Origin of the sequence: Cellulomonas iranensis NBRC 101100 = JCM 18110, from assembly GCF_001552375.1 — a bacterium.
Taxonomy (GTDB): domain Bacteria; phylum Actinomycetota; class Actinomycetes; order Actinomycetales; family Cellulomonadaceae; genus Cellulomonas; species Cellulomonas iranensis.
The window spans coordinates 1-24,387 of sequence record NZ_BCRB01000043.1; the positions used below are offsets into that span (position 1 = coordinate 1).

Below are 24,387 nucleotides of genomic sequence, written 5' to 3' on the forward strand. Positions count from 1 at the left end.
GGTTCGGCGTCGAGACGACGTTCGTGCCCGGCACCGACCCGGCCGACTACGCCGCTGCGATCCGACCCGAGACCAAGGCCGTGTACACCGAGGTCGTCGCGAACCCGTCGGGCGAGGTCGCCGACCTCGCCGGGCTCGCGGAGGTCGCGCACGCGGCGGGCGTCCCGCTGGTCGTCGACGCGACGCTCTCGACGCCCTACCTGGTGCGGCCCATCGAGCACGGCGCCGACATCGTCATCCACTCGGCGACCAAGTTCCTGGGCGGGCACGGCACGACGCTCGGCGGCGTCGTCGTCGAGTCGGGGCGCTTCGACTGGGGCAACGGCCGGTTCCCGACCATGACCGAGCCCGTCGCGTCGTACGGCGGCGTGCGGTGGTGGGAGAACTTCGGCGAGTACGGGTTCCTCACCAAGCTGCGCTCCGAGCAGCTGCGCGACATCGGCCCGGCGCTGTCGCCGCAGTCGGCCTTCCAGCTGCTGCAGGGCGTCGAGACGCTCCCGCAGCGGCTCGACGCGCACCTCGCGAACGCGCGCACGGTCGCGCAGTGGCTCGAGGACGACCCGCGCATCGCGCACGTGCTGTGGGCGGGGCTGCCGTCGCACCCGCACCACGAGCGTGCGCAGCGCTACCTGCCGCTCGGCCCCGGGTCGGTCTTCGCGTTCCGGGTGGCGCCCGCGGGCGACGTTCCCGGCCGCGAGGTGGGCCGCCGGTTCATCGAGTCGGTGCAGCTCGCGAGCCACCTCGCCAACGTCGGCGACGCCCGCACGCTCGTGATCCACCCGGGCTCGACGACGCACCAGCAGCTGTCGGCCGAGCAGCTCGAGGCCGCCGGCGTGCCGGAGGACCTCGTGCGCATCAGCGTCGGCATCGAGGACGTCGAGGACATCCTGTGGGACCTCGACCAGGCGCTCACGGCGGCCACGGGCACGACGCGCGAGGGTGCCGCCACGACGACGGAGGACGCACGATGACCGCCCGCACCTGGCAGGGCCCGAGCGCGCCCGAGCGGCTGTCGATCCTGCGCGGCACGCGCTCGATCGCGATCGTCGGGGCGTCGGCGAACCCGGCCCGCGCGTCGTACTTCGTCTCGACGTACCTGCTGTCGAGCTCGCCGTACGACGTGTACTTCGTCAACCCGCGCGCCGACGAGATCCTCGGGCGGCCCGTGTACCCGTCGCTCGACGCGCTGCCCGTGGTCCCCGACCTGGTCGACGTGTTCCGCCGCCACGACGACCTGCCGACGGTCCTCGACGAGACCGTCGCGGTCGGCGCCCGGACGCTGTGGCTGCAGCTCGGCTCGTGGCACGAGGACGTCGCGCGCCGCGGCGAGGCCGCCGGGCTGCACGTCGTCATGGACCGCTGCGTGAAGATCGAGCACGCGCGGTTCCACGGCGGTCTGCACCTCGCGGGGTTCGACACGGGCGTCATCTCCTCGCGCCGCGCGCTCGGCTGAGCGCCGCCCCGCGCCCCGGCCCGGCCGGGGCGCGGGGCCCGGGCTCACGTCTCCGGGAACCACACCGCCTGACGCACCCGCACGCGCTGCCCGTCCGGCGTGAGCGGCGTGCCCTCGGCGCGCAGGTGCGCGAGCGCACGCGCGAGGTGGTGCGGCGGCGGCTGCCCCGACGCGTTGACGACGCGCCACCACGGCACGTCGCCGCCGTGCGCCATCGCCCGACCGACCTGCCGCGGACCGCCGCGCGGCGTCCGCCCGGCCGCGAGCGCGCGGTCGGCGAGCACCTCCGCGACCAGCCCGTACGTCATGACACGCCCCGCCGGGACGGTCGCGACCAGCGCGTGCACCTCGTCGACGTAGTCCGGCTCGTCGGGCGCACCTCCCCCGTCCCGCGGCTCGCGCCCGACGCCCGGCCCGCGCGCGCTCATCGGCGTCGCAGCACGACGACCGCGCGGTCGTCGTCGTCGGCCGCACGCACGCCCGCGAGCACCTCCTGCGCGCTGCCCGGCCGCGCCGCGACGGCCGCCTCGACCACGCCGAGCAGCCGGTCGACGCCCTGGTCGATGTCCCGCCCGGGCGCCTCGACGATGCCGTCGGTGTACAGCACGAGCGCGTCGCCGGCCGCCAGGACACCCGTGCTGACGCCCGGCTCCGCGTCCGCGAGCACACCGAGCGCGACGCCGGGTGGCAGGTCGAGCACGTCGATGCGCCCCGAGCCGGCGTGCAGCCGCGCGGGCGGCGGGTGCCCCGCGCTCGCGACGCGGTAGCGGCCCGTCGCGAGGTCGACCCACACGTGCACCGCCGTCGCGAAGCCCTCGTCCCACGCCTGCGCGAGCAGGTAGGCGTTGGCCGCGGGCAGGAACCGCTCGGGCGGCAGCGCGCCCAGCAGGCCGCCGAACGCCCCCTGCAGCTGCAGCGCCCGCACGCCGGCGGCCTGCCCCTTGCCCGAGACGTCGACGAGCACGACCTCGAGCGCGCCGTCGCCCGGCGCGGCGCCGGCGGACCCGCGGTCGGGTGCGTCGCCGGGCGGCGGGTCGCCGGCCGGTCGGTCGTCACGGCGCCGCGCCACGACGAAGTCGCCCGAGAACGCCGCGCCGTGCGCCGAGCGGACGTCGGCGCCCACCTGCCAGCGCGGCGGCAGCGCGGGCAGCCGACCACCCGCGGCGAGGCGGTCACGCAGGTCGACGAGCATCAGCGCGCTGGGCGCGCCCTGCAGGCCGAGCTGCTCGCGCTCGTACCCGAACGTCACGACCGCGCCGCAGGCCAGCAGCACCACGACCACCGGGCCCGGCTCGATCCCCGGCACGGCGGCCAGCACGAGCACGACCGTCAGCGCGAGCACGACCCCCACGAGCGCGAGCAGCGCGCGCCACCGCAGCACGAACGCGCCGACGAGCATGAGCAGCACGAACCCGGACGGCGGGAACCACCCGGGCCGCCACGCGACCGCACCGCCGTACAGCACGCCCAGCAGCACGAGGGCGGCAGCGACGACGCGCTGCGGCCCGGCGGCCCAGCCCGCGAGCACGCGCCACGCCCAGCCGCCGCGCGCGCCGAACGGTGAGGCCGTCATGCGCACGAGCGTAGGGCGGGGGTGCGACGTGCAGGAATCCCCGTGCACGACCCGGCGCCGACCCCGCAGGATGGCAGGCATGAGCACTCTCCCCCACGGCTACCGCACCGTCGTCGTCCCGCCCGAGCGGCGCGACGAGTTCCGGGCGGTCGACGACCTGGCGTTCGCCGGGTGGGTCGACCCCGAGATCGCCGAGATCCTGCCGTTCCCCGTACCGGAGGACCGCATGGTCGCCGTCGAGGGGCCGGACGGCGGGCTCGCGGCCGTGCACGGCTCGTACCCGTTCGAGATGCCCGTGCCGGGCGGCACGGTCGCGTGCAGCGGCCTCACGTGGGTCGGCGTGCGCCCCGACCAGCGCCGCCGCGGTCTGCTGCGCTCGATGATCACCACGCACGTCGAGCGGTCGCTCGAGCGCGGCGAGCCCGTGTCGGCGCTGTTCGCCGCGGAGGCCGCGATCTACGGGCGCTTCGGCTACGGCAGCGCCTCCGACTCGGTGAACCTCACGCTGCCGCGCGGTGCCGCGCTGCGGCCGGTCGCGGGCGCGGACGCGCTCGACGTCCGGCTCGAACGGCTCGGCAAGGAGCACGAGGACCTCGCCGAGGAACTGCACCGACGCGCGGGCGCCGGGCGCCCCGGGTGGATGCCCCGGCCCACCGCCGCGCTGCGCGCGCGCCTCGTGGGCGACCCGCCCGCGTGGCGGCAGGGCTTCGAGCCGATGCTGATCGTGACCGTCCGCGACGGCGACGACGTGCGTGCCGCGGCCGCGTTCAGCCGCAAGGAGGGCTGGGGCGAGGGCGGCCCCGAGTACAAGGTCAAGGTCCGCTGGGCGTTCGCGCTGGACCCGGCCGCGACGCACCGGCTGTGGTCGTTCCTGCTGGACCTCGACCTCACCTCGACGGTCGAGACGCCCATGCTGCCGGTCGACGACGCGCTCCTGCACCTGCTGGTCGACCCGCGTCCGATCCAGCGGCGCACGGGCGACAACGTGTGGGTCCGCGTGCTCGACCTGCCGGCCGCGCTGCAGGGCCGGCGCTACGCGGCGCCGCTCGACGTCGTGCTCGACGTGAGCGACGCGCTCGTGCCCGCCAACGCGGGCCGGTGGCGCGTGGCGGTGGGCGCCGACGGCGCGGCCACGGTCACGCGGACCGAGGCGGACGCCGACGTGCGGCTCGACGTGCGCGAGCTCGGCGCGCTGTACCTGGGCGGCCGGTCGGCGACCGCGCTCGCGTCCGCGGGCCTCGTGACGGGCGCGCCCGACGCGCTCGCACGCGTCACCGCGGCGTTCACCTCACCCCTCGCGCCCGTGTGCCCCTGGGTGTTCTGACGCCGGGGCCGTCCCGTCGGTGCGCCGGCGCCGGCGGGACGGCCGGGACGCACCGACGGGCCGGTGCCGCACGTGCGGCACCGGCCCGTCGGCCTGCGTGAGGACGGGTCAGTCGCGCGCGGCCTCGTACGCCGCGAGCTGGTCGATGCGGCGCTGGTGCCGCGGGTTGCCGCTGAACGGCTCCGCGACGAACGCGTCGACGAGCGCGACCGCCTCGTCGACCGCGTGCTGGCGCGCGCCGATCGCGACGACGTTGGCGTCGTTGTGCTGCCGCCCCAGCCGCGCGGTCTCGAGGTTCCACGCGAGGGCCGCGCGCACGCCCGTGACCTTGTTCGCGGCGATCTGCTCGCCGTTGCCCGAGCCGCCGATCACGACGCCGAGCGAGCCCGGGTCGGCGACGACGGCCTCCCCTGCCGCGAAGCAGAACGACGGGTAGTCGTCCTGCTCGTCGTACTCGAAGGCACCGTGGTCGACGACCTCGTGGTCGGCGGCGCGCAGGTGCTCGACGAGCGCGACCTTGAGCTCGTACCCGGCATGGTCGGCGGCGACGTGGATGCGCATGGGGCCATCCTGCCGCAGGTGGCGGGGCCGGTGTCACCTCCACCTCCTAGGCTGTCGCCCATGACGCGCAGCGGAGTGCCCCTCGACGACCTCGACCCCACGGTGCGACCCCAGGACGACCTCGACGCGTACGTCAACGGCCGGTGGCGCGCGTCGTACGAGATCCCGCCGGACCGCTCGACGGACGGGCCGTTCCGCGCGCTGTACGACCAGGCCGAGCGGCAGGTCCTCGACATCATCACGGACGCCGCGCAGGCCGCGACGACCGGTGACGCGGACGGCGTCGAGGCGAAGATCGGCGCGCTGTACGCGAGCTTCATGGACACCGAGGCGGTCGCCGCGGCGGGCGTCGAGCCGCTGCGCGACGACCTCGCGGCGGTCGACGCCGCGACCTCGCCGGCCGAGCTGACGACCGCGCTCGGCGCGCTGCAGCGCACGGGTGCGCTGTCGGCGGTCGACCTGTACGTCGACAACGACGCCAAGGACCCCGACACGTACGTCGTGCACCTCGTGCAGGGCGGCCTGGGCCTGCCCGACGAGGCGTACTACCGCGAGGACCAGCACGCCGAGGTGCGCGAGCAGTACCTGCCCCACGTCGCGCGGATGCTGCGGCTCGCGGCGCCCGTCTCCGGCGTGGTCGCCGCGGGCGACCCCGACGACCTCGCGGCGCGCGTGGTCGCCCTCGAGTCGCGGCTCGCGGCGCACCACTGGGACGTCGTGAAGGACCGCGACGCCGAGCTCACCTACAACGCGCTGACGCTGGCCGAGCTGGTCGAGCGCGCGCCCGGCTTCGACTGGCGCGCGTGGGCCGTCGCGCTGGGCGCGCCCGCGGGTGCGCTCGACCGGCTCGTCGTGCGCGAGCCGTCGTTCGCCGAGGGCTTCGCGCAGCTCTGGGCGGAGGTCCCGCTCGCGGACTGGCAGGCGTGGGCCACGTACCACGTGGTCTCCGCGCGCGCGCCGTACCTCACGGACGAGGTCGTCGAGGCGAACTTCGACTTCTACGGCCGCACGCTCTCGGGCGCGCAGGAGGTCCGCGACCGCTGGAAGCGCGGCGTCGGCCTGGTGCAGGGCGCGCTGGGCGAGGCCGTCGGCAAGGTGTACGTCGAGCGGCACTTCCCGCCGTCGCACAAGGAGCGCATGGACACGCTCGTGGCCCACCTCGTCGAGGCGTACCGCGAGTCGATCACGTCCCTGGAGTGGATGGGCGAGGAGACCCGCCGCCGCGCGCTCGACAAGCTCGAGGCCTTCACGCCGAAGATCGGCTACCCCGCCCGGTGGCGCGACTACTCGGCGCTGACCGTCCGCGCCGACGACCTGCTGGGCAACGTGCGGCGCGCCAACGCGTTCGAGCTCGACCGCGAGCTGCACAAGATCGGCCGGCCCATCGACCGCGACGAGTGGTTCATGACGCCGCAGACCGTCAACGCGTACTACAACCCCGGCATGAACGAGATCGTCTTCCCGGCCGCGATCCTGCAGCCGCCGTTCTTCGACGCCGACGCGGACGACGCCGTGAACTACGGCGGCATCGGCGCGGTCATCGGGCACGAGATCGGCCACGGGTTCGACGACCAGGGCTCGAAGTACGACGGCGACGGCCGGCTCGTCGACTGGTGGACGGCCGAGGACCGCGCCGAGTTCGAGCGACGCACGCGCTCGCTCGTCGACCAGTACGCGCAGTACTCGCCGCGCCAGCTGGACGGCAGCCACCGCGTCAACGGCGAGCTCACGATCGGCGAGAACATCGGCGACCTCGGCGGCCTCGCGATCGCGGTCCGTGCGTACGAGATCGCGCTCGGGCACCCGATCGACCAGGCGCCCGTGCTCGACGGGCTCACGGCGCTGCAGCGGCTGTTCGTCGGCTGGGCGCACTCGTGGCGCACCAAGGCCCGCGACGCCGAGATGATCCGCCGGCTCGCGACCGACCCGCACTCGCCCGACGAGTTCCGCTGCAACGGCGTCGTGCGCAACATCGACGAGTTCTACGTCGCGTTCGACGTGCAGCCCACCGATGCGCTGTGGCTCGACCCGCAGGAGCGCGTGCGCATCTGGTGACGGCCCGGGCCGGTGCCGTGCCGCGGGCCCGCCGCGGCACGGCACCGGCCTTTTCACCCGGCTGAGATCCCGCGCTGGACGCGTGTCCACCTCGGTGCGCCTGTCATCGTGGGCCGCCGGGAGGCGACCGCGCGAGCCGCCCCCACCGGGGAGGTCGGCGCCATGCGTGCAGCGCTCGCGGCCGTCGACGTCCTCGTCGCGCTGACGTGCGTCGTGCTCGCGGCCGCCGCCGTTCGCCGCCGTGCCGAGGCGCCCGGCGCCGGTCCGCTGGCGGCGCTGCTGCTCGGCCTCGCCGCGTGGGGCCTGGGTGGCGCGTACGTGACCGCCGCCGACGCCGCCGCACCCGGCGTCTTCCTCGCGCGGCACCTTGCCGAGGGCGCGACGCTCGTGGTCGCGGTCGCGCTGTGGTTCGTCGTCGCGTCGGTCGTGGACCCCACCCGGCGTCCCTCGCGCGCCGTGCGCACGCTCGTCCTCATCCCGGCCGGCACGGCGCTCGTGCTGCTCGCGACCGACCCGTGGCACCACCGCTACTTCGAGCTCGCCGGCGACGGCGTCGCGCCCGGACCCGCGTACTGGGTGGGCACGGCGGCCTGCTACCTGACGGCCGGGCTCGCGGTCGCGGGCGGGCTGCTCGCGCTGCCGTCCGCCGGCCCGTTCCGCCGCCGCCAGCTGCGGGTCGTGCTGCTCGGCGTCGTGCCGACCGTCGTGTCGTCGACCGCCGGGCTCGTGTGGGCGCTGAGCGACTCGGACGGCGGCCAGCTCGCACGGCTCGGCTTCGGGCCGACGGCCGTGATCGTCACGGTCGCCGTCTTCCGGCACGAGATGGTGCGCGTCGCCACCGTCGCGCGCGAGCAGGTCTTCGAGCACCTCGCGCAGGCCGTCGTCGTGACCGACCACACGGGCCGCCTCGTCGACCTCAACCCGGAGGGGCGCACGCTCGTCGCGCGCATCGCACCGGGCGCCCGCGGCGACCTCACGCTGACCGACCTCGGCCTGACCCTGCCGGACCCCGAGGACCTCGAGGACGTCCTGCTGCGCGAGGTGCCCGTCGCGCAGGACGCCTGGATCGACGTCCGGGCGCGCGCGCTGCGCGACCCGCACGGGCGGCACGTCGGCTGGGTCCTGCTGGTGTCGGACGCGACCGACGAGGTGCGTCGCGTGCGGCAGCTGCGCGCGTCGACGCTCGAGCTGCTGACCCGCACGACCGACCTGTCCATCGCGAACCAGCGCCTCAACGCCGAGCTCGTCAGCGCCGAGCAGGTGCGGGCCCAGCTCAGCGACGACCTGCAGCACGACGAGCTCACCGGCCTGCACAACCGGCGCGCGCTCGAGCCCTCCGTGGACGCGGCGCTCGACGCGGCGCGCGCGTCGCACGGCCACGCGTCGCTCGTCGCGCTCGACGTCGACCACTTCAAGGACGTGAACGACGCGTACGGGCACGCCGTCGGCGACACCGTGCTGCGTGCGGTCGCCGCGGGGCTCGCCGCGCACGCCCGACCGACCGACACCGTGGTCCGGGTCGGCGGCGAGGAGTTCGTGCTCGTCATGCCGGGCATCGACCACGCCGCGGCGCTGCGGCGGGCGCACGAGCTGCGCGTGCACGCCGGTGCGGCACCGGGCGCCGTCGGCGCACCGCGGGTCACGCTGTCCGCGGGCGTCGCGAGCTTCCCGCAGGACGGCACGACACCCGCGGACGTCCTCGAGGCCGCCGACCGCGCGCTCTACGCCGCGAAGCGGCGCGGGCGCGACCGCGTCGAGAGCGCCACCACCACCGGCCCCGACCCGCAGGTGCGGCCCGCCTGAGCGGGACGTGAGGGCGCGGCGGCACGCGTCAGGGCAGCGTCACCCACTGCGCCCGGGCGAGGCGGAAGCCGACGCCCGCGGCGTCGGTGCACGTCACGCCGTCGGTGCCCGACGAGCACGTGTACCCCCCGACGGTCTGCGTCGCGCCGTACGCGAGCTCGACCGGCGTGCCGAGGTCCGGGACGCCGTCGTCCTCGCACTGGAACGCGAAGCCGTCCGCGTCGAGCCGCACCACGTGCCCGGCGCCCGCGTCGCACCCCGTGACCTGCGGCGGTGCGTACGTGAAGGTCCCGATCGTGCAGACCACGCCGCTCGTGCTCATCTCGCACTCGATGTTGCCGCTGGGCAGCGCGAACGTCACGGGCCGGTCCGCGGCGGCGGCGGCCGTCGGCGACACGGACGCGGACGCGTCGGCCGCCCCCGCGTCGTCGCGGCCGCCGCCCCCACGGCCGGGCAGGGTCACGGCGAGCACGACCACGAGCAGCACCACGAGCAGGGCGTCCACCAGGAGGAACGCCTTCATCCCGCGACTCAGGCCCGCGAACGGGCCGCGCCCGCTCACGCCGGGTCGGGTGCGTCGAACACCGGACCCTGGGTCCGGGTGCGCTTGAGCTCGTAGAAGCCCGGGACGCTCGTGACGAGCGCGAGCCCGTCGAACAGCCGGCCGGCGTCCTCGCCGCGCGGCGCGGGGGTGATGACGGGGCCGAAGAACCCGACGCCGTCGATCGCCACGACGGGCGTCCCGACCTCGTCGCCGACGAGGTCCAGCGCGCGCTGGTGCGACGCGCGCAGCAGGTCGTCGACCTCCTGCGTCGCGGCGACGTCCGCGAGCGCCGCGGGCAGCCCGACCTCGGCGAGCGACTCGGCGACGATCGCGTCGGTGTCGCTGCGACCCCCGGGGTGCCGGCGGGTGCCCATCGCGTCGTAGAGCGGCTTGAGCACCTCGTCGCCGTGGTCGCGCGCCGCCGCGACGAGGACCCGCACGGAGCCCCACGAGGCGTCCATGAGCTCGCGGTACCGCTCGGGCAGGTCGCGTCCCTCGTTGAGGACGGACAGGCTCATCACGTGCCAGCGGACGTCGACGTCGCGCACGCGCGTCACCTCGTCCATCCAGCGGGACGTCATCCACGCCCACGGGCAGGCGGGGTCGAACCAGAAGTCGACGACGGGCACGGCGCTCTCCTCTCGCTGACCAACCTGCCGAGTGTGCCCCGTCGCGCGCCCGTGTGCACAACCGTCCAGGTCGTGCCCGGGCGCGACGCGGCCCGGGGGTGCGTGCGGGCCGGTGCCGCGTCCCGCCTGCGTGGCATGATCGTGCGGTCGCGCACGAGCGACATCGGTTGCGAACCGCGCCCGGCCGCCCGACCCCCGTCGCCGCCGACCGTCCCGGTCCGCCGTCACCGTCCCGCCGCGGCCACCGCCGCCCACCGATCGGAGATCGTCCGTGCCCGGAGAGAACCTCACCCGCGCCGAGGCCGCCGAGCGTGCGGCGCTCGTGCGCACGCACGCGTACGACGTCGAGCTCGACCTCACCACGGGCCCCACGACGTTCGCGTCGCGCACGACCGTGCGGTTCGCCGCGACGCCCGGTGCGAGCACGTTCGTCGACCTCGTCGCCCCGGCCGTCCACGAGGTCGTCCTCAACGGGCGACGGCTCGACCCGGCGGAGGTCGTCGCGGACTCGCGCATCCACCTGAGCGACCTCGCCGCGGAGAACGAGCTGACGGTCGTCGCGGACTGCGCCTACATGCACACGGGCGAGGGCCTGCACCGGTTCGTCGACCCGGTCGACGACGAGGTCTACCTCTACAGCCAGTTCGAGGTCGCCGACTCGCGCCGCGTGTTCGCGGTGTTCGAGCAGCCCGACCTCAAGGCCACGTTCACGTTCACGGTCACGGCGCCGGCGCACTGGACGGTCGTGTCGAACTACCCGCAGGTCGGCGAGCCCGAGCCCGTCCCGGGCGGGCGCAACCTCAACGGCGGGCGCGACGCCGGCACCGCGACGTGGCGGTTCGAGACGACGCCGCGCATCTCGTCGTACATCACCGCGGTGGTCGCCGGCCCTTACCACGGCGAGCACGGCGAGCTCACGAGCAGCGACGGCCGCACGATCCCGCTCGGCGTGTACTGCCGTGCGTCGCTCGCGCAGCACCTCGACACCGACGAGATCCTCGACGTCACGCGCGCGGGCTTCGCGTTCTACGAGGAGAAGTTCGGGTTCCCGTACCCGTTCGCCAAGTACGACCAGCTGTTCGTGCCCGAGTTCAACGCGGGCGCCATGGAGAACGCCGGCGCGGTGACGTTCCTCGAGTCCTACGTGTTCCGCTCCAAGGTGCCCGAGGCCACGATCGAGCGGCGCGCCGTGACGATCCTGCACGAGCTCGCGCACATGTGGTTCGGCGACCTGGTCACCATGCGCTGGTGGGACGACCTGTGGCTCAACGAGTCGTTCGCGGAGTACGCGTCGACGCTCGCCGCGGCCGAGGCGACCCGCTGGACGAGCTCGTGGACGACGTTCTCGTCGCTCGAGAAGTCGTGGGCGTACCGCCAGGACCAGCTGCCGTCGACGCACCCGATCGTCGCCGACATGCGCGACCTCGAGGACGTCGAGGTGAACTTCGACGGCATCACGTACGCCAAGGGCGCCTCGGTGCTCAAGCAGCTCGTGTCGTGGGTCGGCCAGGAGCAGTTCTTCGCCGGTGTGCGCGCGTACTTCCAGCAGCACGCGTGGGGCAACACCCAGCTGCGCGACCTGCTCACCGAGCTCGAGGCCACGAGCGGCCGCGACCTGTCCGCGTGGTCGGCGCTGTGGCTCGAGAAGGCCGGCGTCACGCTGCTGCGGCCCGCGGTCGAGGTGGACGCCGACGGCGTGATCACGTCGTTCGCGGTCCTGCAGGAGGTGCCCGACGAGCACCCCGTGCAGCGCCCGCACCGTCTCGCGGTCGGCGGCTACGAGCTGCAGGGCGACGGCGACGACGCGCGGCTCGTGCGCACCGTGCGCGTCGAGCTCGACGTCGACGGCGCCCGGACCGAGGTCCCCGAGCTCGTCGGCGTGCCGCGGCCCGCGCTGCTGCTCGTGAACGACGACGACCTCGCGTACGCGAAGGTGCGGCTCGACCCGCACTCCCTCGCGACCGCCGTCGCGCACCTCGACAAGTTCACCGACTCGCTGCCCCGCACGCTCGTGTGGGCGGCGGCGTGGGACGCGACGCGCGACGGCGAGACCCCGGCACGCGACTTCGTCGACCTCGTGCTCGGCAACGTCGCGCACGAGACGGACTCGTCGGTCGTGCTCGTGCTGCTGCGGCAGCTCGCGACGACGCTCGACCTGTACGTCGCACCCGAGCACCGCGAGGCGACGTCCGTCGCAGCGGCCGACCGGCTGCACGCGCTCGCGCAGGCCGCACCCGCCGGGTCCGACCTGCAGCTGCAGCTCGTCAAGGCGTTCGCGGCCCGCGCGCGCACGGCCGCGCAGCTCGACGCGGTCGCCGACCTGCTCGACGGACGCGTGACGCTCGACGGCCTGTCGATCGACACGGACCTGCGGTGGGAGCTGCTCACGGCGCTGGTCGCCGGGGGCCGCGCCGGTGAGGCGGACGTCGCCGCGCAGCAGGCCGCCGACCCGACCGCGACGGGGCAGCGCGCCGCTGCCGCCGCGCGCGCGGCGGTGCCCACGCCGGAGGCGAAGGAGGCGGCCTGGGCCGCCGTCGTCACGGGCGACGAGCTGCCGAACGCGCTGCAGGCGGCGACCATCAGCGGGTTCGGCCGCGTGCACGACGCGTCGCTGCTGCTGCCGTTCGTCGAGCGCTACTTCGCCTCGCTCGAGGGCGTGTGGTCCGACAAGACCAACGAGATGGCGCAGAACGTCGTGCTGGGGCTGTACCCGACCGAGCTCGCGGACGACGCCCGGGCCGACGTGCTCGGTGCGACCGACGCCTGGCTCGCGGCGCACCCCGACGCGCCCGCCGCGCTGCGGCGGCTGCTCGCGGAGTCCCGCGACGGCGTGCGGCGCGCGCTCGCCGCGCAGGAGGCGGACCGCCGCCGCGCCTGAGCGCGGCACGACGACGGCCGGGTCCCGCGCGGGGCCCGGCCGTCGTCGTGCGTCAGCGGCGCGGCTGCGGGCGCGACTGCTGCGAGAGCCAGCGCCGCGCGGAGCGCGGGCTCGTGAGCCGCACGACGCGCGGCCCCGGGCCGTCCGCGAGCGCGGCGTACCGTTGCCGCACCCGCGCGTACGAGGTCCACGCCCACAGCACGATGTTGTCCTCGGGGTCGCGCCGCACGAGGTTGCGCAACGACTCGCGGTTGCCGTGCCACAGCTCGCGGCGCGTCAGGCCGCGCCACACCGACCGCCGTACCACGCGTGCCATGACGACGCGGCGCGGGTAGTCGAGCCACACGACGGCCTCCGCGTCGTCGAGCGCGTCGCCGAGGTTCGTGGCCCAGTTGCCGTCGGCGACCCACGCGCCGCCCCCGGTGCGTGCGCGCACGTCGGCACGCGCCTCGTCGGCGTCGCGCATGACCCAGCCCGGCCCCCAGAACACCTCGTCGAGCTCGACGTGCGGCACGCCCAGCGCGTCGGCGAGGCGGCGCGCGAACGTCGTCTTGCCCGACCCGGACGTCCCCACGACCCGCACGCGCCGCAGCGGTGCGGTCACCGCCGCATGACGCGCGCGAGCGACTCGGCGCGCGCGTGCGTGAACAGGTCGTCGAGCAGCACGAGGCGTCCGGTGCCGTCGGCGAGCGGCACCTTCCAGTTCGGGTACTCCTGGTCGGTGCCGGGCTGGTTCTGCGCGCGTCGCTCACCCACCGCGTCGGCCAGCGAGACGCCCAGCAGCACCGCCGGCGTCGCGCGGATCCACGCGTGCAGGGCCTCCACGACCTCGCGCTCGGACGGGTCGTCCCCGACGAGGCCACGCTCGCGCAGCGCCGCGAGCATGCGGTCCCGCTCCGCCGCGGCCTCGGCGCGCACCTCGCGCGCGGGGCGCGTCAGCAGCCCCAGGCGCTCGCGCAGCGCGACGTGCTCACCCGCGAGGTAGCCGGCCGTCGGCGGCAGGTCGTGCGTCGTGACGGTCGCGAGCGCCAGCCGTCGGTAGGACTCGGGCGCGCGCGGGCTCCCGTCGGCCTCCTGCTCGAACCACAGCACCGAGGTGCCCAGCACGCCGCGCTCGGACAGGTAGTCCGCGACCCACGGCTCGACCGTGCCGAGGTCCTCGCCGATGACGACGGCCCCGGCGCGGTGCGCCTCGAGCGCGAGGATGCCGACGAGCGCGTCGTGGTCGTAGCGCACGTACGCGCCGTCGGTCGCGGCGTTGCCCGCGGGCACCCACCACAGCCGGAACAGGCCGATGACGTGGTCGATCCGGATGGCGCCCGCGTGCCGCAGCACGGTGCGCAGCATGTCGCGGTACGGCCGGTAGGCCGCCCGCGCGAGCGCCTCGGGGTGCCACGGCGGCTGCGACCAGTCCTGCCCCTGCTGGTTGTACATGTCGGGCGGCGCGCCGACCGACGCCCCGGTCGCGAGCACGTCGCGCAGCGCCCACGCGTCGGCGCCCTCGGGGTGCACGCCGACCGCGAGGTCGTGCATGATCCCGAGCGCCATGCCGTTCTCGCGTGCGACGCGCTGGGCGTGCTCGAGCTGCTCGTCGGCCACCCACTGCAGCCACGAGTGGAACACCACGCGGTCGTGCAGCTCGACCGCCGCGGCCGCGACCGCGTCGGACAGCGGGTCGTGCAGCTCCGCCGGCCAGCCCGCGGGCGGACCGTGCCGCTCGACGAGCGCGCACCACAGCGCGAACTCGCGCAGCCCCTCGCCCTGCTCCTCGACGAACGCGTCGAACGCCGCCTGCCGCGCGGGCGACCGCGGGTGCGCGAACACCACCTCGAGCGCGGACCTCTTGGCCGCCCACGCGGTGTCGCGGTCGATCGGTCCGGGGTCGGTGTCGAGCGCGAGCACGGGCTCGGCCGCCCACTCGACGAGCGCGCGGTCGGCCGCGGAGAGGTACGCGGTCTCCCGCACGTCCTCGACGCGGACGTACAGCGGGTTGACGAACCGGCGCGTGGTCGGCAGGTAGGGGCTGGGGGTCAGCGGCTCGACGGGCTCGGCCGCGTGCAGCGGGTTGACGAGCAGGAAGTCCGCGCCCCAGCGACGGCCCGCGAGCCACCCGAGCTCGGCGAGGTCCGCGAGGTCGCCGACGCCCCACGACGCGCGCGAGCGCACCGAGTAGAGCTGCGCCATGACGCCCCAGGCACCGCCGTCGCGCAGACGCTGCGGGAGCTCGAGCCGGTCCGGCGTGACGACGACCGGGCTGTGCGCCTGCGCGCTGGGCCCCTCGGCGTGGATCTCGTGCCAGCCGAGCGGCAGGTCCGGCGGCAGCTCGAACGTGGCCCGGCCCACGAGCCGGCCGTCGACGGTGCGCGGCTCGACGACGACGTCGACCTGCGTGACCTCGCGGCGGCCGCCGCCGACCTCGGGGTCGAGCTCGAGCCAGACGTCCACGGGGTCGCCGTGCGTGACGTGCACCGGGACCCGCACGGTCCGGCCCGCGCGCGTCACGACCACCGGCGGCAGCGTGCGCCGCCACGGCGTGTTCTCGACGTGCGCGAGCGCGAGCGCGACCCGCTGCGGGCTCGACGCGTCGACGCCGAGCGCGGCGAGCACCCGCACGACGGTCTCGTCGGTGGCCTCGTGCTCGAGGCCGTCGTGGCCGCGGTAGCCGGGCACGACGTCGTAGGCGGCGGCGAGCCGCCGCAGGTCCTCGTGGATGGTCGCGTCCGGCACGCCTCGATCCTGCCAGAGCGCACGCGGCACGGCGCGTGACGGGGCCCACGGGCCCACCGACGCGCGCGAGGTGGGGCTCCCGGGCCCGTGCGTCGGCCCGTCGAGGCCCGGCAGCGTAGGGCCGGACGTCGGCGTGGAGGGCGTGGACGTCCCCCGGTCGACGCCGGCGCTGGTGGGACCCCGCGCCGGCGTCGACGTCGGGTCGCCGACGCCGGGACCACGGGCCGGCCCCGTACCCTGGTGCGCCGTGACGACCCCACCTCCCGCGTACCCCGCGGCACCCCGGACCGACCTCGTCGAGGACCTGCACGGGCACCGCGTCGCGGACCCGTTCCGCACGCTCGAGGACGCCGACGACGCGCGCACGCAGGCGTGGTCGCGCGCGCAGGACGACCTGTGGGAGGCGTACCGCGCGCGCGCCGAGGACGCCGCGGCGGGGACGCCGTTCGCGGCCGGCGCGCTCACGGCGCGGCTGCGGACGCTGCTCGGTGCGGGCTTCGTCGGCGCACCGGCCTGGCGCGGCGAGCGCCGGTTCTTCTCACGGCGCGCGGGCGACCAGGAGCACGCGGTCGTCGTGGTCGCCGAGCCGGGCCCGGGGGGCACGACGACCGAGCGCGTGCTCGTCGACCCGCTCGCGCTCGACGCGGGCGGCACCACGACGCTCGACGCGTGGCAGCCGTCGAAGGAGGGCCACCTGCTGGCGTACCAGGTGTCGCACGGCGGGACCGAGGAGAGCGTCCTGCACGTGCTGGACGTCGCGAGCGGCGAGCTGGTCGACGGACCCGTCGACCGCGCGCGCTACTCGCCCGTCGCGTGGCTGCCCGGCGGCGACGCGTTCTACTACGTGCGCCGCGTCGCGCCCGACCTCGTGCCGGCCGACGAGCGGCAGTACCACCGCCGGGTCTGGCTGCACCGCGTGGGCACGCCCCCCGAGCAGGACGTCGAGGTGTTCGGCGCCGGGCTCGACCTGACGAGCTACTACGGCGTGCAGGTCAGCCTCGACGGCCGCTGGCTCGTCGTGTCGGCGTCGGCGGGCACGGCGCCGCGCACGGACGTGTGGATCGCCGACCTCACGGCGCCCGGCGCGCACGCGGCACCGACCTTCGTGGAGGTCGCGGTCGGGCTGGACGCCGAGGTCGGCGCGTGGGTCGCGCGCGACGGCCGGCTCTACGTGCACACCGACCTCGACGCGCCGCGCGGCCGGCTCGCGGTCACGGACCCGACGACGCCCGGGGTCGCGCACTGGCGCACGCTGCTGCCGCAGGACGACGTCGCGGTGCTCGAGGGCGTCGCGTTCGTCGACGACGGCGACCCCGCACGGCCGACGGGGCTGCTCGCGTCGTGGCGCCGGCACACCGTCAGCGAGGTCACGGTGCACGACCCCGCGACGGGTGACCGCACGGGCGAGGTCCCGCTGCCCGGGCTGGGCTCCGTGCCGGGGCTCGTCACGCGGCCCGAGGGCGGCCCCGAGGTGTGGTTCTCGTACACCGACCACGTGACGGTCCCCCGCGTCCACCGGTACGACGCGCGGACGGGCGCCGTCGACGTGTGGGCCGAGCCCCCCGGCGAGGTCCCCGACGTCCCCGCGGTGCGCACGCAGCAGGTCGAGGTCACGAGCGCCGACGGCACCACGGTGCGGGCGTTCGTCCTGGCGCGCGCCGACCGGCTCGACGCCGACGGGCGCCCGCTCGCGCCCGCACCGACCGTCCTCTACGGCTACGGCGGCTTCCAGATCAGCCTCGACCCGGCGTACTCGGCGACCACGCTCGCGTGGGTCGAGGCGGGCGGCGTGTACGTCGTGGCGCACCTGCGCGGCGGCGGCGAGGAGGGCGAGGAGTGGCACCGCGCCGGCATGCGCGGCGCCAAGCAGAACGTCTTCGACGACTTCCACGCGGTCGCCGAGCACCTCGTGGCCGGCGGGTGGACCACGACCGACGCGCTCGCGTGCTGGGGCGGGTCGAACGGCGGCCTGCTGGTCGGCGCGGCCGTCACGCAGCGGCCCGACCTGTGGGCGGCGGCCGTGTGCTCGGCGCCGCTGCTCGACATGGTGCGCTACCAGCGGTTCGGGCTCGGCGTGACGTGGACCGAGGAGTACGGCGACGCCGACGACCCGGTCGAGCTGGGCTGGCTGCTGGGCTACTCGCCGTACCACCGCGTGGTCGACGGCACCGCCTACCCCGCGGTGCTGCTCACCGTCTTCGAGGGCGACACCCGGGTCGACCCGCTGCACGCGCGCAAGCTCGCGGCGGCCCTGCAGGCCGCGACGTCCTCCGACCCGATCGAGCGGCCGGTGCTGCTGCGGCGCGAGGTCGGCGTCGGGCACGGCGCCCGGGCGCTGTCGCGCACGGTCGTGCTGTCGGCCGAGCAGCTGCGGTTCGTGGCGGACCGCACGGGCCTCCTGGCGACCCTGCGCGGGGGTGCGGCGTGATCGCGGGCGCGGGCGCGGTCGTCTCGACCGCGACCCCCAGCGACGACCCGACCGTGCCGTCCTTCACTCCCGACGGCCTGTCGGTGCCGGAGTGGGCCGCCCAGTGGGGCGACTGGTTCGTGGGCGTCCCGCTGCGGATCGTGCTGATCCTCGTGATCAGCGCGCTCGTGCTCCTCGCGCTGCGCCGCGCGATCTCGACGGTGACGCGCCACGTGGCCGAGGGCGAGCCGGCGATCGAGCGCGGCGTGCTGCGGCCGCTGGGCCGCTCCGAGGTGGGCTCGGTGCTGCTCAAGGCGAACCCGCTCGCCACCGCGCGGCGCGCGCAGCGGGCCCGCACGATCGGCTCGGTGCTGCGCTCGACCGCGTCGATCGTCGTCGGCTCGATCGCCGCGATCCTCGTGCTCGACGCGCTGGGCATCAACCTCGCGCCGTTCATCGCGTCGGCCGGGATCGTCGGCGTGGCCGTCGGCTTCGGCGCGCAGAGCCTCGTGAAGGACTTCCTGTCCGGGCTGTTCATGCTGCTCGAGGACCAGTACGGCGTGGGCGACGTCGTCGACGTCGGGCCCGCGACGGGCACGGTCGAGGCGGTCGGGCTGCGGGTCACCAAGCTCCGCGACGGCGACGGCACGCTCTGGTACGTGCCGAACGGCTCGATGGTGCGCGTCGGCAACAAGACCCAGGGGTGGGCGACCGCGGTCGTCGAGGTCGACGTCGACTACTTCGTCGACGTCGAGGAGGCCCGCGCGCTGCTCGAGGAGGCGGCCGCGACGGTCGCCGCCGACCCCGTCGTGGGTGCGTACCTGCAGGGTGCGCCGAGCGTCACCGGCGCCGAGAAGCTCGCCGCCGACGCCGTGGGGCTGCGGCTGTCGGTACGCACGGCGCCCGCGATGCAGTGGGAGGTGGCCCGGCACCTGCGCGTCGAGGTGCGCCGCGTCCTGGAGCGCGCGGGCGTCCCCCTCGCGGGTCAGCGGGAGGCGTTCGAGGCGTACCAGGAGCGCCTGGCGGGCGGGACGGCGGCCGTGGACGCGACGCCGGCGGACGACGCAGGCCCCCCGGACGGGGCGGCGACGGCCGCCGACGCGTCGGCGGCCGCTCCCCCGGCGCGCGACCCCCGGGACACGCCGGTCCACGAGGTCGTCGAGCCGCCCGAGCCCCCGGGGCCGACGCGCGCCTGAGCGTCGGTCGACGGTGCTGCAGGTCGACGGCGCGGCAGGTCGCCGGCGCGGCAGTCCGACGGACGGGTCAGCCCGCGGCCCACTCCAGGAGCGGGGCGCCGGCCACGAGGTGCTCGCCGTCGGCGGCGAGCACCGTGACGTCCGTCGCGTCGCCCTGCAGCGCGACCACGGGGCACACGGTGGCAAGGCCCGCGGCCGCGACGTCGACCGGCGACCACGTGAGCACGCGCTGCCCCGCGCGCACGCGCTGACCGCGCTCGACGTGCAGGTCGAAGCCCGACCCCCGCAGACTCACGGTGTCGATGCCGACGTGCACGAGCACGCCGCGCCCGTCGTCGAGCTCGAGCGCGAACGCGTGCGGGTGCAGCGCGCCCACGACGCCGTCGCACGGCGCGAGGACGTCCTGGCGGCCCGTCCGGTCGGGCTCGACCGCGACGCCGGGGCCGACCATCTCCTGCGCGAACACGGCGTCGGGCACCGCGGCCAGCGGTCGGACCACGCCGGGCACGGGGCTCGTGAGCCGGAGCGCCGTCACGCGCGGGCGCCGGTCAGCGCAGGTGGTCGAGCTCGGCGGCCAGGTTGTCGGCCTCGGGGCCGACGATGACCTGGACGATCCGGCCCGAGCGCACGACGCCGAACGCGCCGCTCGCCTTGAGCGCGGACTCGTCGACGAGCTGCGCGTCACCGACCTCGACACGCAGCCGCGTGATGCAGGGCTCGAGGTCCACCACGTTGGCCTCGCCGCCGAGTGCGGCCAGGATCTGCTCTGCCTTGCTCAATGGCTCTCCCCGGGATCGTCGTCGCCGCGTGGCGCAGGAGCGGCGCGGGAGAACGGCCTCCCGTGCGCCCTCGGCCCCTGCGTGTCGCGTGCGGTGGGCCCAGGCTACCTCCGTCGGCGCGCGACCCGCCCGTGGCGTCCACGCGGCGTCCGGCACGGCGGCCCGGGCAGCCGGCGCCGCGCGCGCCCGGTGCGTGTCGCCGTTGGACCCGCGCCGGTCGGCGGGCCAGACTGCGAGGGCACGGCGACGACGGCGGGCCCGCACCCGCCACCCCCGCGCCGCCGGCACGCACCGAGGAGGTCCGGGTGGTCAGCACGCAGGTCGTGACGGGTATCGGCGTGAGCCCGGGGCGTGCGGTCGGCCCGGTGGTGCACCTGCCCGACGCGGTCGCGGAACCGCCCGCGGGGCGTCGTCTGCCGCCCGGGGCGGACACCGACGGCGCCGCCGAGGAGGTCGCACGGGCGGCCGCGGCGGTGCGCGACGAGCTCGACGCCGCGGCCGACGCGGCCGACGGCGAGGTCGCTGCGCTGCTCTACGCGACCGCGGCGATGGCCGCCGACCCTTCGCTCGTGGCCGACGCGCAGCACCGCGTGCGCACCGAGCACCTCGTGCCCGAGCGTGCCGTGTGGGAGGCGGCCGACGCGGTCTGCGCGCAGCTCGAGGCGCTGGGCGGCTACATGGCCGAGCGCGTGCGCGACGTGCTCGACGTGCGCGACCGGCTCGTCGCCCGGCTCACGGGCCAGCAGGCCCCGGGCGTCCCGGTGCGGACCTCGCCGTACGTGCTCGTCGCGCACGACCTGGCGCCCGCGCTGACGGCGACCCTCGACCCGGCGCGGGTCGTCGCGGTGGTCACGGCCGCCGGCGGCCCGACCTCGCACACGGCGATCCTCGCGCGGGCGCGCGGCATCCCGGCCGTGGTCGCCGCGGCCGGTGCGCTGGACGTGCCCGAGGGCACCGTCCTGCTCGTGGACGGGGCCGCGGGCACGGCCACGCCCGACCCGTCCGACGAGGCCGTGGCGCGCGTGCGCGCGCTGGCGGGCGCGACCCGCACGTTCGACGGCGACGGGCGCACCGCCGACGGGCACGGCGTCGAGCTGCTCGCGAACGTCGGCGACCCGGCCGAGGCGCAGGCCGCCGCCGACTCGGGCGCGCAGGGCGTCGGCCTGTTCCGCACGGAGTTCGCGTTCCTCGACCGCACGCAGGCGCCCGACGTCGACGAGCAGACCGCCGCGTACGGCCGCGTGCTCGCCGCGTTCGAGGGCCGCAAGGTCGTCGTCCGGACGCTCGACGCGGGGGCCGACAAGCCGCTGCCGTTCCTGCACGCGGCGCCGGAGGCGAACCCCGCGCTCGGCGTGCGCGGCCTGCGCGTCGCGCAGGCGCGCCCCGACGTCCTCGAGGACCAGCTCACGGCGATCGCCCGCGCGGCCGCCGCGCACCCGGGCACGACGACGTGGGTCATGGCCCCGATGGTCGCGACCGTCGACGAGACCGAGCACTTCGTCGCGGCGTGCGCACGCCACGGCCTGCCGACCGCCGGGATCATGGTCGAGGTGCCGAGCGCCGCGCTGCTCGCCGGTCCGCTGCTCGCGCACGCCCGGTTCGCGAGCATCGGCACCAACGACCTGACGCAGTACACGATGGCCGCCGACCGGCTGCTGGGGGACGTCGCGGCGCTCTCGGACGCGTGGCAGCCGGCCGTGCTGCGGCTCGTCGAGGCGACCTGCCAGGGCGGCGCCGCGCAGGCCCGGCCCGTGGGCGTGTGCGGCGAGGCCGCCGCCGACCCCGCGCTCGCGGTCGTGCTGGTGGGGCTCGGCGTGACGTCGCTGTCGATGACGCCGCGCGCGCTGCCCGACGTCGCGGCGGTGCTGGCCGCGACCGACCTCGCGACGTGCCGCGTGCTCGCGCGGCGCGCCGCCGACGCCCCGAGCGCTGCCGACGCGCGCGCCGCCGTGCGCGCGGGCCTGCCCGTGCTCGACGAGCTCGGGCTCTGACCGCCGCGACCCGGACGGTCGCGGACGGGCCCCTGACGTGGCACGACGCACACCTGCGCGCCCGCGGGCGCCGGTGGGCCGCATGTGAGGATGGTGCGCGTGAGAGACGACTCGTTCTACGCCGCGATCGGTGGTCACGACACGTTCGTGCGGCTCGTCGACGAGTTCTACCGGGGCGTCGCCGCCGACCCGGTGCTGCGGCCGATGTACCCCGAGGAGGACCTCGGGCCCGCCGCGCGGCGCATGACGATGTTCCTCGAGCAGTACTGGGGCGGTCCGTCCACGTACTCCGAGGAGCGCGGCCACCCGCGCCTGCGCATGCGGCACCAGCCGTTCAAGGTCAACCCCGACGCACGCGACCGGTGGCTCACGCACATGCGGGCCGCCGTCGACGCGCTCGATCTCGCTCCCCTGCACCGGGCGCAGCTCTGGGACTACCTCGAGCGCGCCGCGCACTCGCTGATCAACACCTTCGAGGACTGACATGGGCCGCCCCACGGACGACTTCCCCGACGACGGCGGCGCGACCGCCGCGGTGCTGCAGGCGCTCGACCTGAGCGCCGACCCGACGTACCCGGACCTCTACCAGGGCCCGAACCTCAGCGGGCCCCGCGCGCGCGTCTACGGCGGGCAGGTGCTCGCGCAGGCCACGGTCGCGGCGGGGCGCACGGTCCCGGCCGACCGGCTGCCGCACTCGCTGCACGGCTACTTCCTGCGTGCGGGCGACCCGACGATCCCGATCGAGTTCTCGGTCGAGCGGCTGCGCGACGGCCGCTCGTTCACAGCCCGCCGCGTGCACGCGCTGCAGGAGGGCCGCCCGATCCTGTCGATGATCGCGTCGTTCCAGGAGCACCAGAGCGGCCTCGAGTACGCCGAGGAGATGCCCGCCGACGTGCCCGAGCCGACGCAGGTGCGCTCGGCGCTCGAGGAGCTCGCGGGCATCGACCACCCCGCGGCACGGTTCTGGGCGCAGGAGTCGGCGTTCGACCTGCGGCACGTGGGCCGCTCGCTGTTCCTCGCCCCCGACCCCGACTCGCCGCTGGGCCGCCAGATGGTGTGGATGCGGGCGCGCGCGCCGCTGCCCGACGACCAGCTGCTGCACCGCGCGCTGCTCGCGTACGCGTGCGACCAGGTCATGCTCGAGCCCGTGCTGCGACGCGCGGGTCGCGCGTGGGTCTCGGCGAACCAGTCGATGGCGAGCCTCGACCACGCGATGTGGTGGCACCGCGACGTGCGCGTCGACGAGTGGCTGCTGTTCGTGCAGTCGACGCCGAGCGCGCAGGGCGGGCGCGGCCTGGGCGCGGCACGCGTGTTCGACCGCGCCGGGACGCTCGTCGCGTCCATGGCGCAGGAGGGCATGATCCGGCTCCCCGCCGACGCCTGACGCGACCACGCGCCGCCGGCGCGGCGCACGTCACCCGGTCCGGCATGCGCGCGCGCCCGGGCCGGGTGAGACTGCCCGCATGGTTCGGCTCCGACGGGTGCGCATCGACCAGCCGGGCTGGACGCGGCGACGGTCCGGCTCGGGCTTCGTGTACCTCGACCTGGACCGGCGTCGCATCGCGGACCCCGAGCACCTCGACCGGATCACGACGCTCGCGATCCCGCCGGCGTGGCGCGAGGTGTGGATCTGCCCGCTCCCGCAGGGGCACATCCAGGCCGCCGGCCTCGACGACGCGCAGCGCCGCCAGTACCTGTACCACCAGCAGTGGCACGCGCGGCGGGCGCGGCTCAAGCACGAGCACGTCCTGCAGGTCGCCCGCCGGCTGCCCGCCGCGCGGCGCCGCGTGCGGGCGGACCTCGCGCTCGACGGGTTCCCGAGGGACAAGGCGCTCGCGCTCGCGTTCCGCCTGCTCGACCGCGCGTACCTGCGGGTCGGGACCGAGGGGTACACGCGGCGGCACGGCTCGTTCGGGCTCGCGACGCTGCGCCGCGAGCACGTCCACGTGCTGCCGGACGAGGACGGCCGCCCCGGCGCGGTGCACCTGCGCTTCCCCGCGAAGTCGGGGCAGGTGCGCGACACGGTCGTCGACGACGAGACCGTCGCGGAGCTCGTCCGCACGCTGCTGCGCCGCCGCGACGACAGCCCCGAGCTGCTCGCGTGGCGCGACGACGCGGGCTGGCACGACGTGACGAGCGCGGACGTCGGCGGCTACGTGCGCGACCGGCTGGGCGAGGCGACGCCCAAGGACTTCAGGACGTGGCACGCGACGGTCCTCGCGGCGCGGGGCCTCGCGGACGCCGGTCCCCCGCCGGCCAGCGAGCGAGGCCGACGCCGGGTCGTCACGTCGGTCGTCAAGGCCGTCGCCGAGGAGCTCGGCAACACGCCGACCGTGGCGCGCGCGTCGTACGTCGACCCGCGCGTCGTCGAGCTGTGGGAGCGCGGCGTGACGATCGCGCCCACGCGCTCGCAGGCGGTCGGCGAGCGGCGCACGCTCGAGCTGCTGACGTCCTGAGCACGCGCTGA

At 76.2% G+C, this 24,387-nt stretch carries 21 protein-coding genes; 12 read left to right on the top strand and 9 right to left on the bottom strand.

From position 1 onward, the window contains the following. Positions 1-971 (top strand): O-acetylhomoserine aminocarboxypropyltransferase/cysteine synthase family protein (locus CS2_RS10435; RefSeq protein ID WP_070319939.1); only part of this gene is annotated, 971 nt, incomplete at its 5' end. Next, entirely contained in the window at positions 968-1,453 is a 486-nt protein-coding gene (locus tag CS2_RS10440; RefSeq protein ID WP_070319940.1) for a CoA-binding protein, read from the top strand. The genes CS2_RS10435 and CS2_RS10440, both read left to right, overlap by 4 nt. A 44-nt stretch (positions 1,454-1,497) precedes the next feature. Here CS2_RS10440 and CS2_RS10445 read toward each other — a convergent pair whose 3' ends face one another. Together CS2_RS10445 and CS2_RS10450 are read right to left on the bottom strand one after the other, a co-directional pair. After that, positions 1,498-1,881 carry an MGMT family protein gene (locus tag CS2_RS10445; protein ID WP_070319941.1) on the bottom strand — a complete coding sequence of 128 codons (384 nt, stop codon included), beginning with the start codon at positions 1,879-1,881 and terminating at the stop codon, positions 1,498-1,500. Further along, complete coding sequence (locus tag CS2_RS10450) at positions 1,878-3,026, bottom strand: PP2C family protein-serine/threonine phosphatase (protein ID WP_070319942.1); 1,149 nt, start codon at positions 3,024-3,026, stop codon at positions 1,878-1,880. Before CS2_RS10450 ends, CS2_RS10445 begins: the two co-directional genes overlap by 4 nt. 79 nt (positions 3,027-3,105) lie before the next feature. On the opposite strand from CS2_RS10450, the gene CS2_RS10455 reads away from it, so the two are divergent. After that, a complete protein-coding gene (locus CS2_RS10455) occupies positions 3,106-4,350 on the top strand; it encodes a GNAT family N-acetyltransferase (RefSeq protein WP_070319943.1) in 1,245 nt (414 codons plus the stop codon). Positions 4,351-4,458: 108 nt separating this feature from the next. Here CS2_RS10455 and CS2_RS10460 read toward each other — a convergent pair whose 3' ends face one another. Further along, the gene (locus CS2_RS10460) at positions 4,459-4,911 is read right to left on the bottom strand and encodes a ribose-5-phosphate isomerase (RefSeq protein ID WP_070319944.1); all 453 of its coding nucleotides are present in this window, start codon (positions 4,909-4,911) and stop codon (positions 4,459-4,461) included. 60 nt (positions 4,912-4,971) lie between these two features. Between CS2_RS10460 and CS2_RS10465 the strand changes: the two genes are divergently transcribed. Then, on the top strand, positions 4,972-6,966 hold the full coding sequence (locus CS2_RS10465; protein ID WP_070319945.1) for a M13 family metallopeptidase: 1,995 nt from the start codon (positions 4,972-4,974) through the stop codon (positions 6,964-6,966). A gap of 162 nt (positions 6,967-7,128) precedes the next feature. After that, the gene (locus CS2_RS10470) at positions 7,129-8,769 is read left to right on the top strand and encodes a GGDEF domain-containing protein (RefSeq protein WP_070319946.1); all 1,641 of its coding nucleotides are present in this window, start codon (positions 7,129-7,131) and stop codon (positions 8,767-8,769) included. Between the two features lie 28 nt (positions 8,770-8,797). Here the strand turns inward: CS2_RS10470 and CS2_RS10475 are convergent, their stop codons facing one another. Together CS2_RS10475 and CS2_RS10480 are read right to left on the bottom strand one after the other, a co-directional pair. Continuing rightward, on the bottom strand, positions 8,798-9,292 hold the full coding sequence (locus CS2_RS10475) for a DUF6636 domain-containing protein (protein WP_070319947.1): 495 nt from the start codon (positions 9,290-9,292) through the stop codon (positions 8,798-8,800). A 35-nt stretch (positions 9,293-9,327) separates the two neighbouring features. Then, the gene (locus tag CS2_RS10480) at positions 9,328-9,942 is read right to left on the bottom strand and encodes a mycothiol-dependent nitroreductase Rv2466c family protein (protein WP_070319948.1); all 615 of its coding nucleotides are present in this window, start codon (positions 9,940-9,942) and stop codon (positions 9,328-9,330) included. A 271-nt stretch (positions 9,943-10,213) separates the two neighbouring features. Between CS2_RS10480 and pepN the strand changes: the two genes are divergently transcribed. Then, a complete protein-coding gene (gene pepN, locus CS2_RS10485) occupies positions 10,214-12,820 on the top strand; it encodes an aminopeptidase N (RefSeq protein WP_070319949.1) in 2,607 nt (868 codons plus the stop codon). Positions 12,821-12,872: 52 nt separating this feature from the next. Here pepN and CS2_RS10490 read toward each other — a convergent pair whose 3' ends face one another. Together CS2_RS10490 and malQ are read right to left on the bottom strand one after the other, a co-directional pair. Continuing rightward, positions 12,873-13,424: a P-loop NTPase family protein gene (locus CS2_RS10490; protein ID WP_070319950.1), complete on the bottom strand. Its 552-nt coding sequence runs from the start codon at positions 13,422-13,424 to the stop codon at positions 12,873-12,875. Further along, entirely contained in the window at positions 13,421-15,547 is a 2,127-nt protein-coding gene (gene malQ / locus CS2_RS10495) for a 4-alpha-glucanotransferase (protein WP_070319951.1), read from the bottom strand. The genes CS2_RS10490 and malQ overlap by 4 nt, the downstream gene beginning before the upstream one ends. Positions 15,548-15,794: 247 nt before the next feature. Between malQ and CS2_RS10500 the strand changes: the two genes are divergently transcribed. Both CS2_RS10500 and CS2_RS10505 read left to right on the top strand, forming a co-directional pair. Further along, positions 15,795-17,975 (top strand): prolyl oligopeptidase family serine peptidase, encoded by a 2,181-nt coding sequence (locus CS2_RS10500; RefSeq protein WP_070319960.1) that lies wholly within the window; start codon positions 15,795-15,797, stop codon positions 17,973-17,975. Then, a complete protein-coding gene (locus CS2_RS10505) occupies positions 17,972-19,150 on the top strand; it encodes a mechanosensitive ion channel family protein (RefSeq protein WP_233421143.1) in 1,179 nt (392 codons plus the stop codon). The genes CS2_RS10500 and CS2_RS10505 overlap by 4 nt, the downstream gene beginning before the upstream one ends. Before the next feature lie 67 nt (positions 19,151-19,217). Here the strand turns inward: CS2_RS10505 and CS2_RS10510 are convergent, their stop codons facing one another. Both CS2_RS10510 and CS2_RS10515 read right to left on the bottom strand, forming a co-directional pair. After that, positions 19,218-19,685 (bottom strand): PTS sugar transporter subunit IIA, encoded by a 468-nt coding sequence (locus tag CS2_RS10510; RefSeq protein ID WP_070319952.1) that lies wholly within the window; start codon positions 19,683-19,685, stop codon positions 19,218-19,220. A 13-nt stretch (positions 19,686-19,698) separates the two neighbouring features. Beyond that, positions 19,699-19,929, bottom strand: coding sequence for a PTS sugar transporter subunit IIB (locus CS2_RS10515; protein ID WP_046528022.1), 231 nt, complete (start codon positions 19,927-19,929; stop codon positions 19,699-19,701). A 305-nt stretch (positions 19,930-20,234) separates the two neighbouring features. Between CS2_RS10515 and ptsP the strand changes: the two genes are divergently transcribed. The 4 genes from ptsP to CS2_RS10535 all read left to right on the top strand — a co-directional run bounded on the left by ptsP (position 20,235) and on the right by CS2_RS10535 (position 24,376). Beyond that, a complete protein-coding gene (ptsP, locus tag CS2_RS10520) occupies positions 20,235-21,920 on the top strand; it encodes a phosphoenolpyruvate--protein phosphotransferase (protein ID WP_070319953.1) in 1,686 nt (561 codons plus the stop codon). A 99-nt stretch (positions 21,921-22,019) separates the two neighbouring features. After that, a complete protein-coding gene (locus CS2_RS10525; protein ID WP_070319954.1) occupies positions 22,020-22,403 on the top strand; it encodes a globin in 384 nt (127 codons plus the stop codon). A gap of 1 nt (position 22,404) precedes the next feature. Then, the gene (locus CS2_RS10530; RefSeq protein WP_070319955.1) at positions 22,405-23,304 is read left to right on the top strand and encodes an acyl-CoA thioesterase; all 900 of its coding nucleotides are present in this window, start codon (positions 22,405-22,407) and stop codon (positions 23,302-23,304) included. A gap of 79 nt (positions 23,305-23,383) precedes the next feature. Then, positions 23,384-24,376, top strand: coding sequence for a DNA topoisomerase IB (locus CS2_RS10535; RefSeq protein WP_070319956.1), 993 nt, complete (start codon positions 23,384-23,386; stop codon positions 24,374-24,376). Positions 24,377-24,387: the final 11 nt, after the last annotated feature.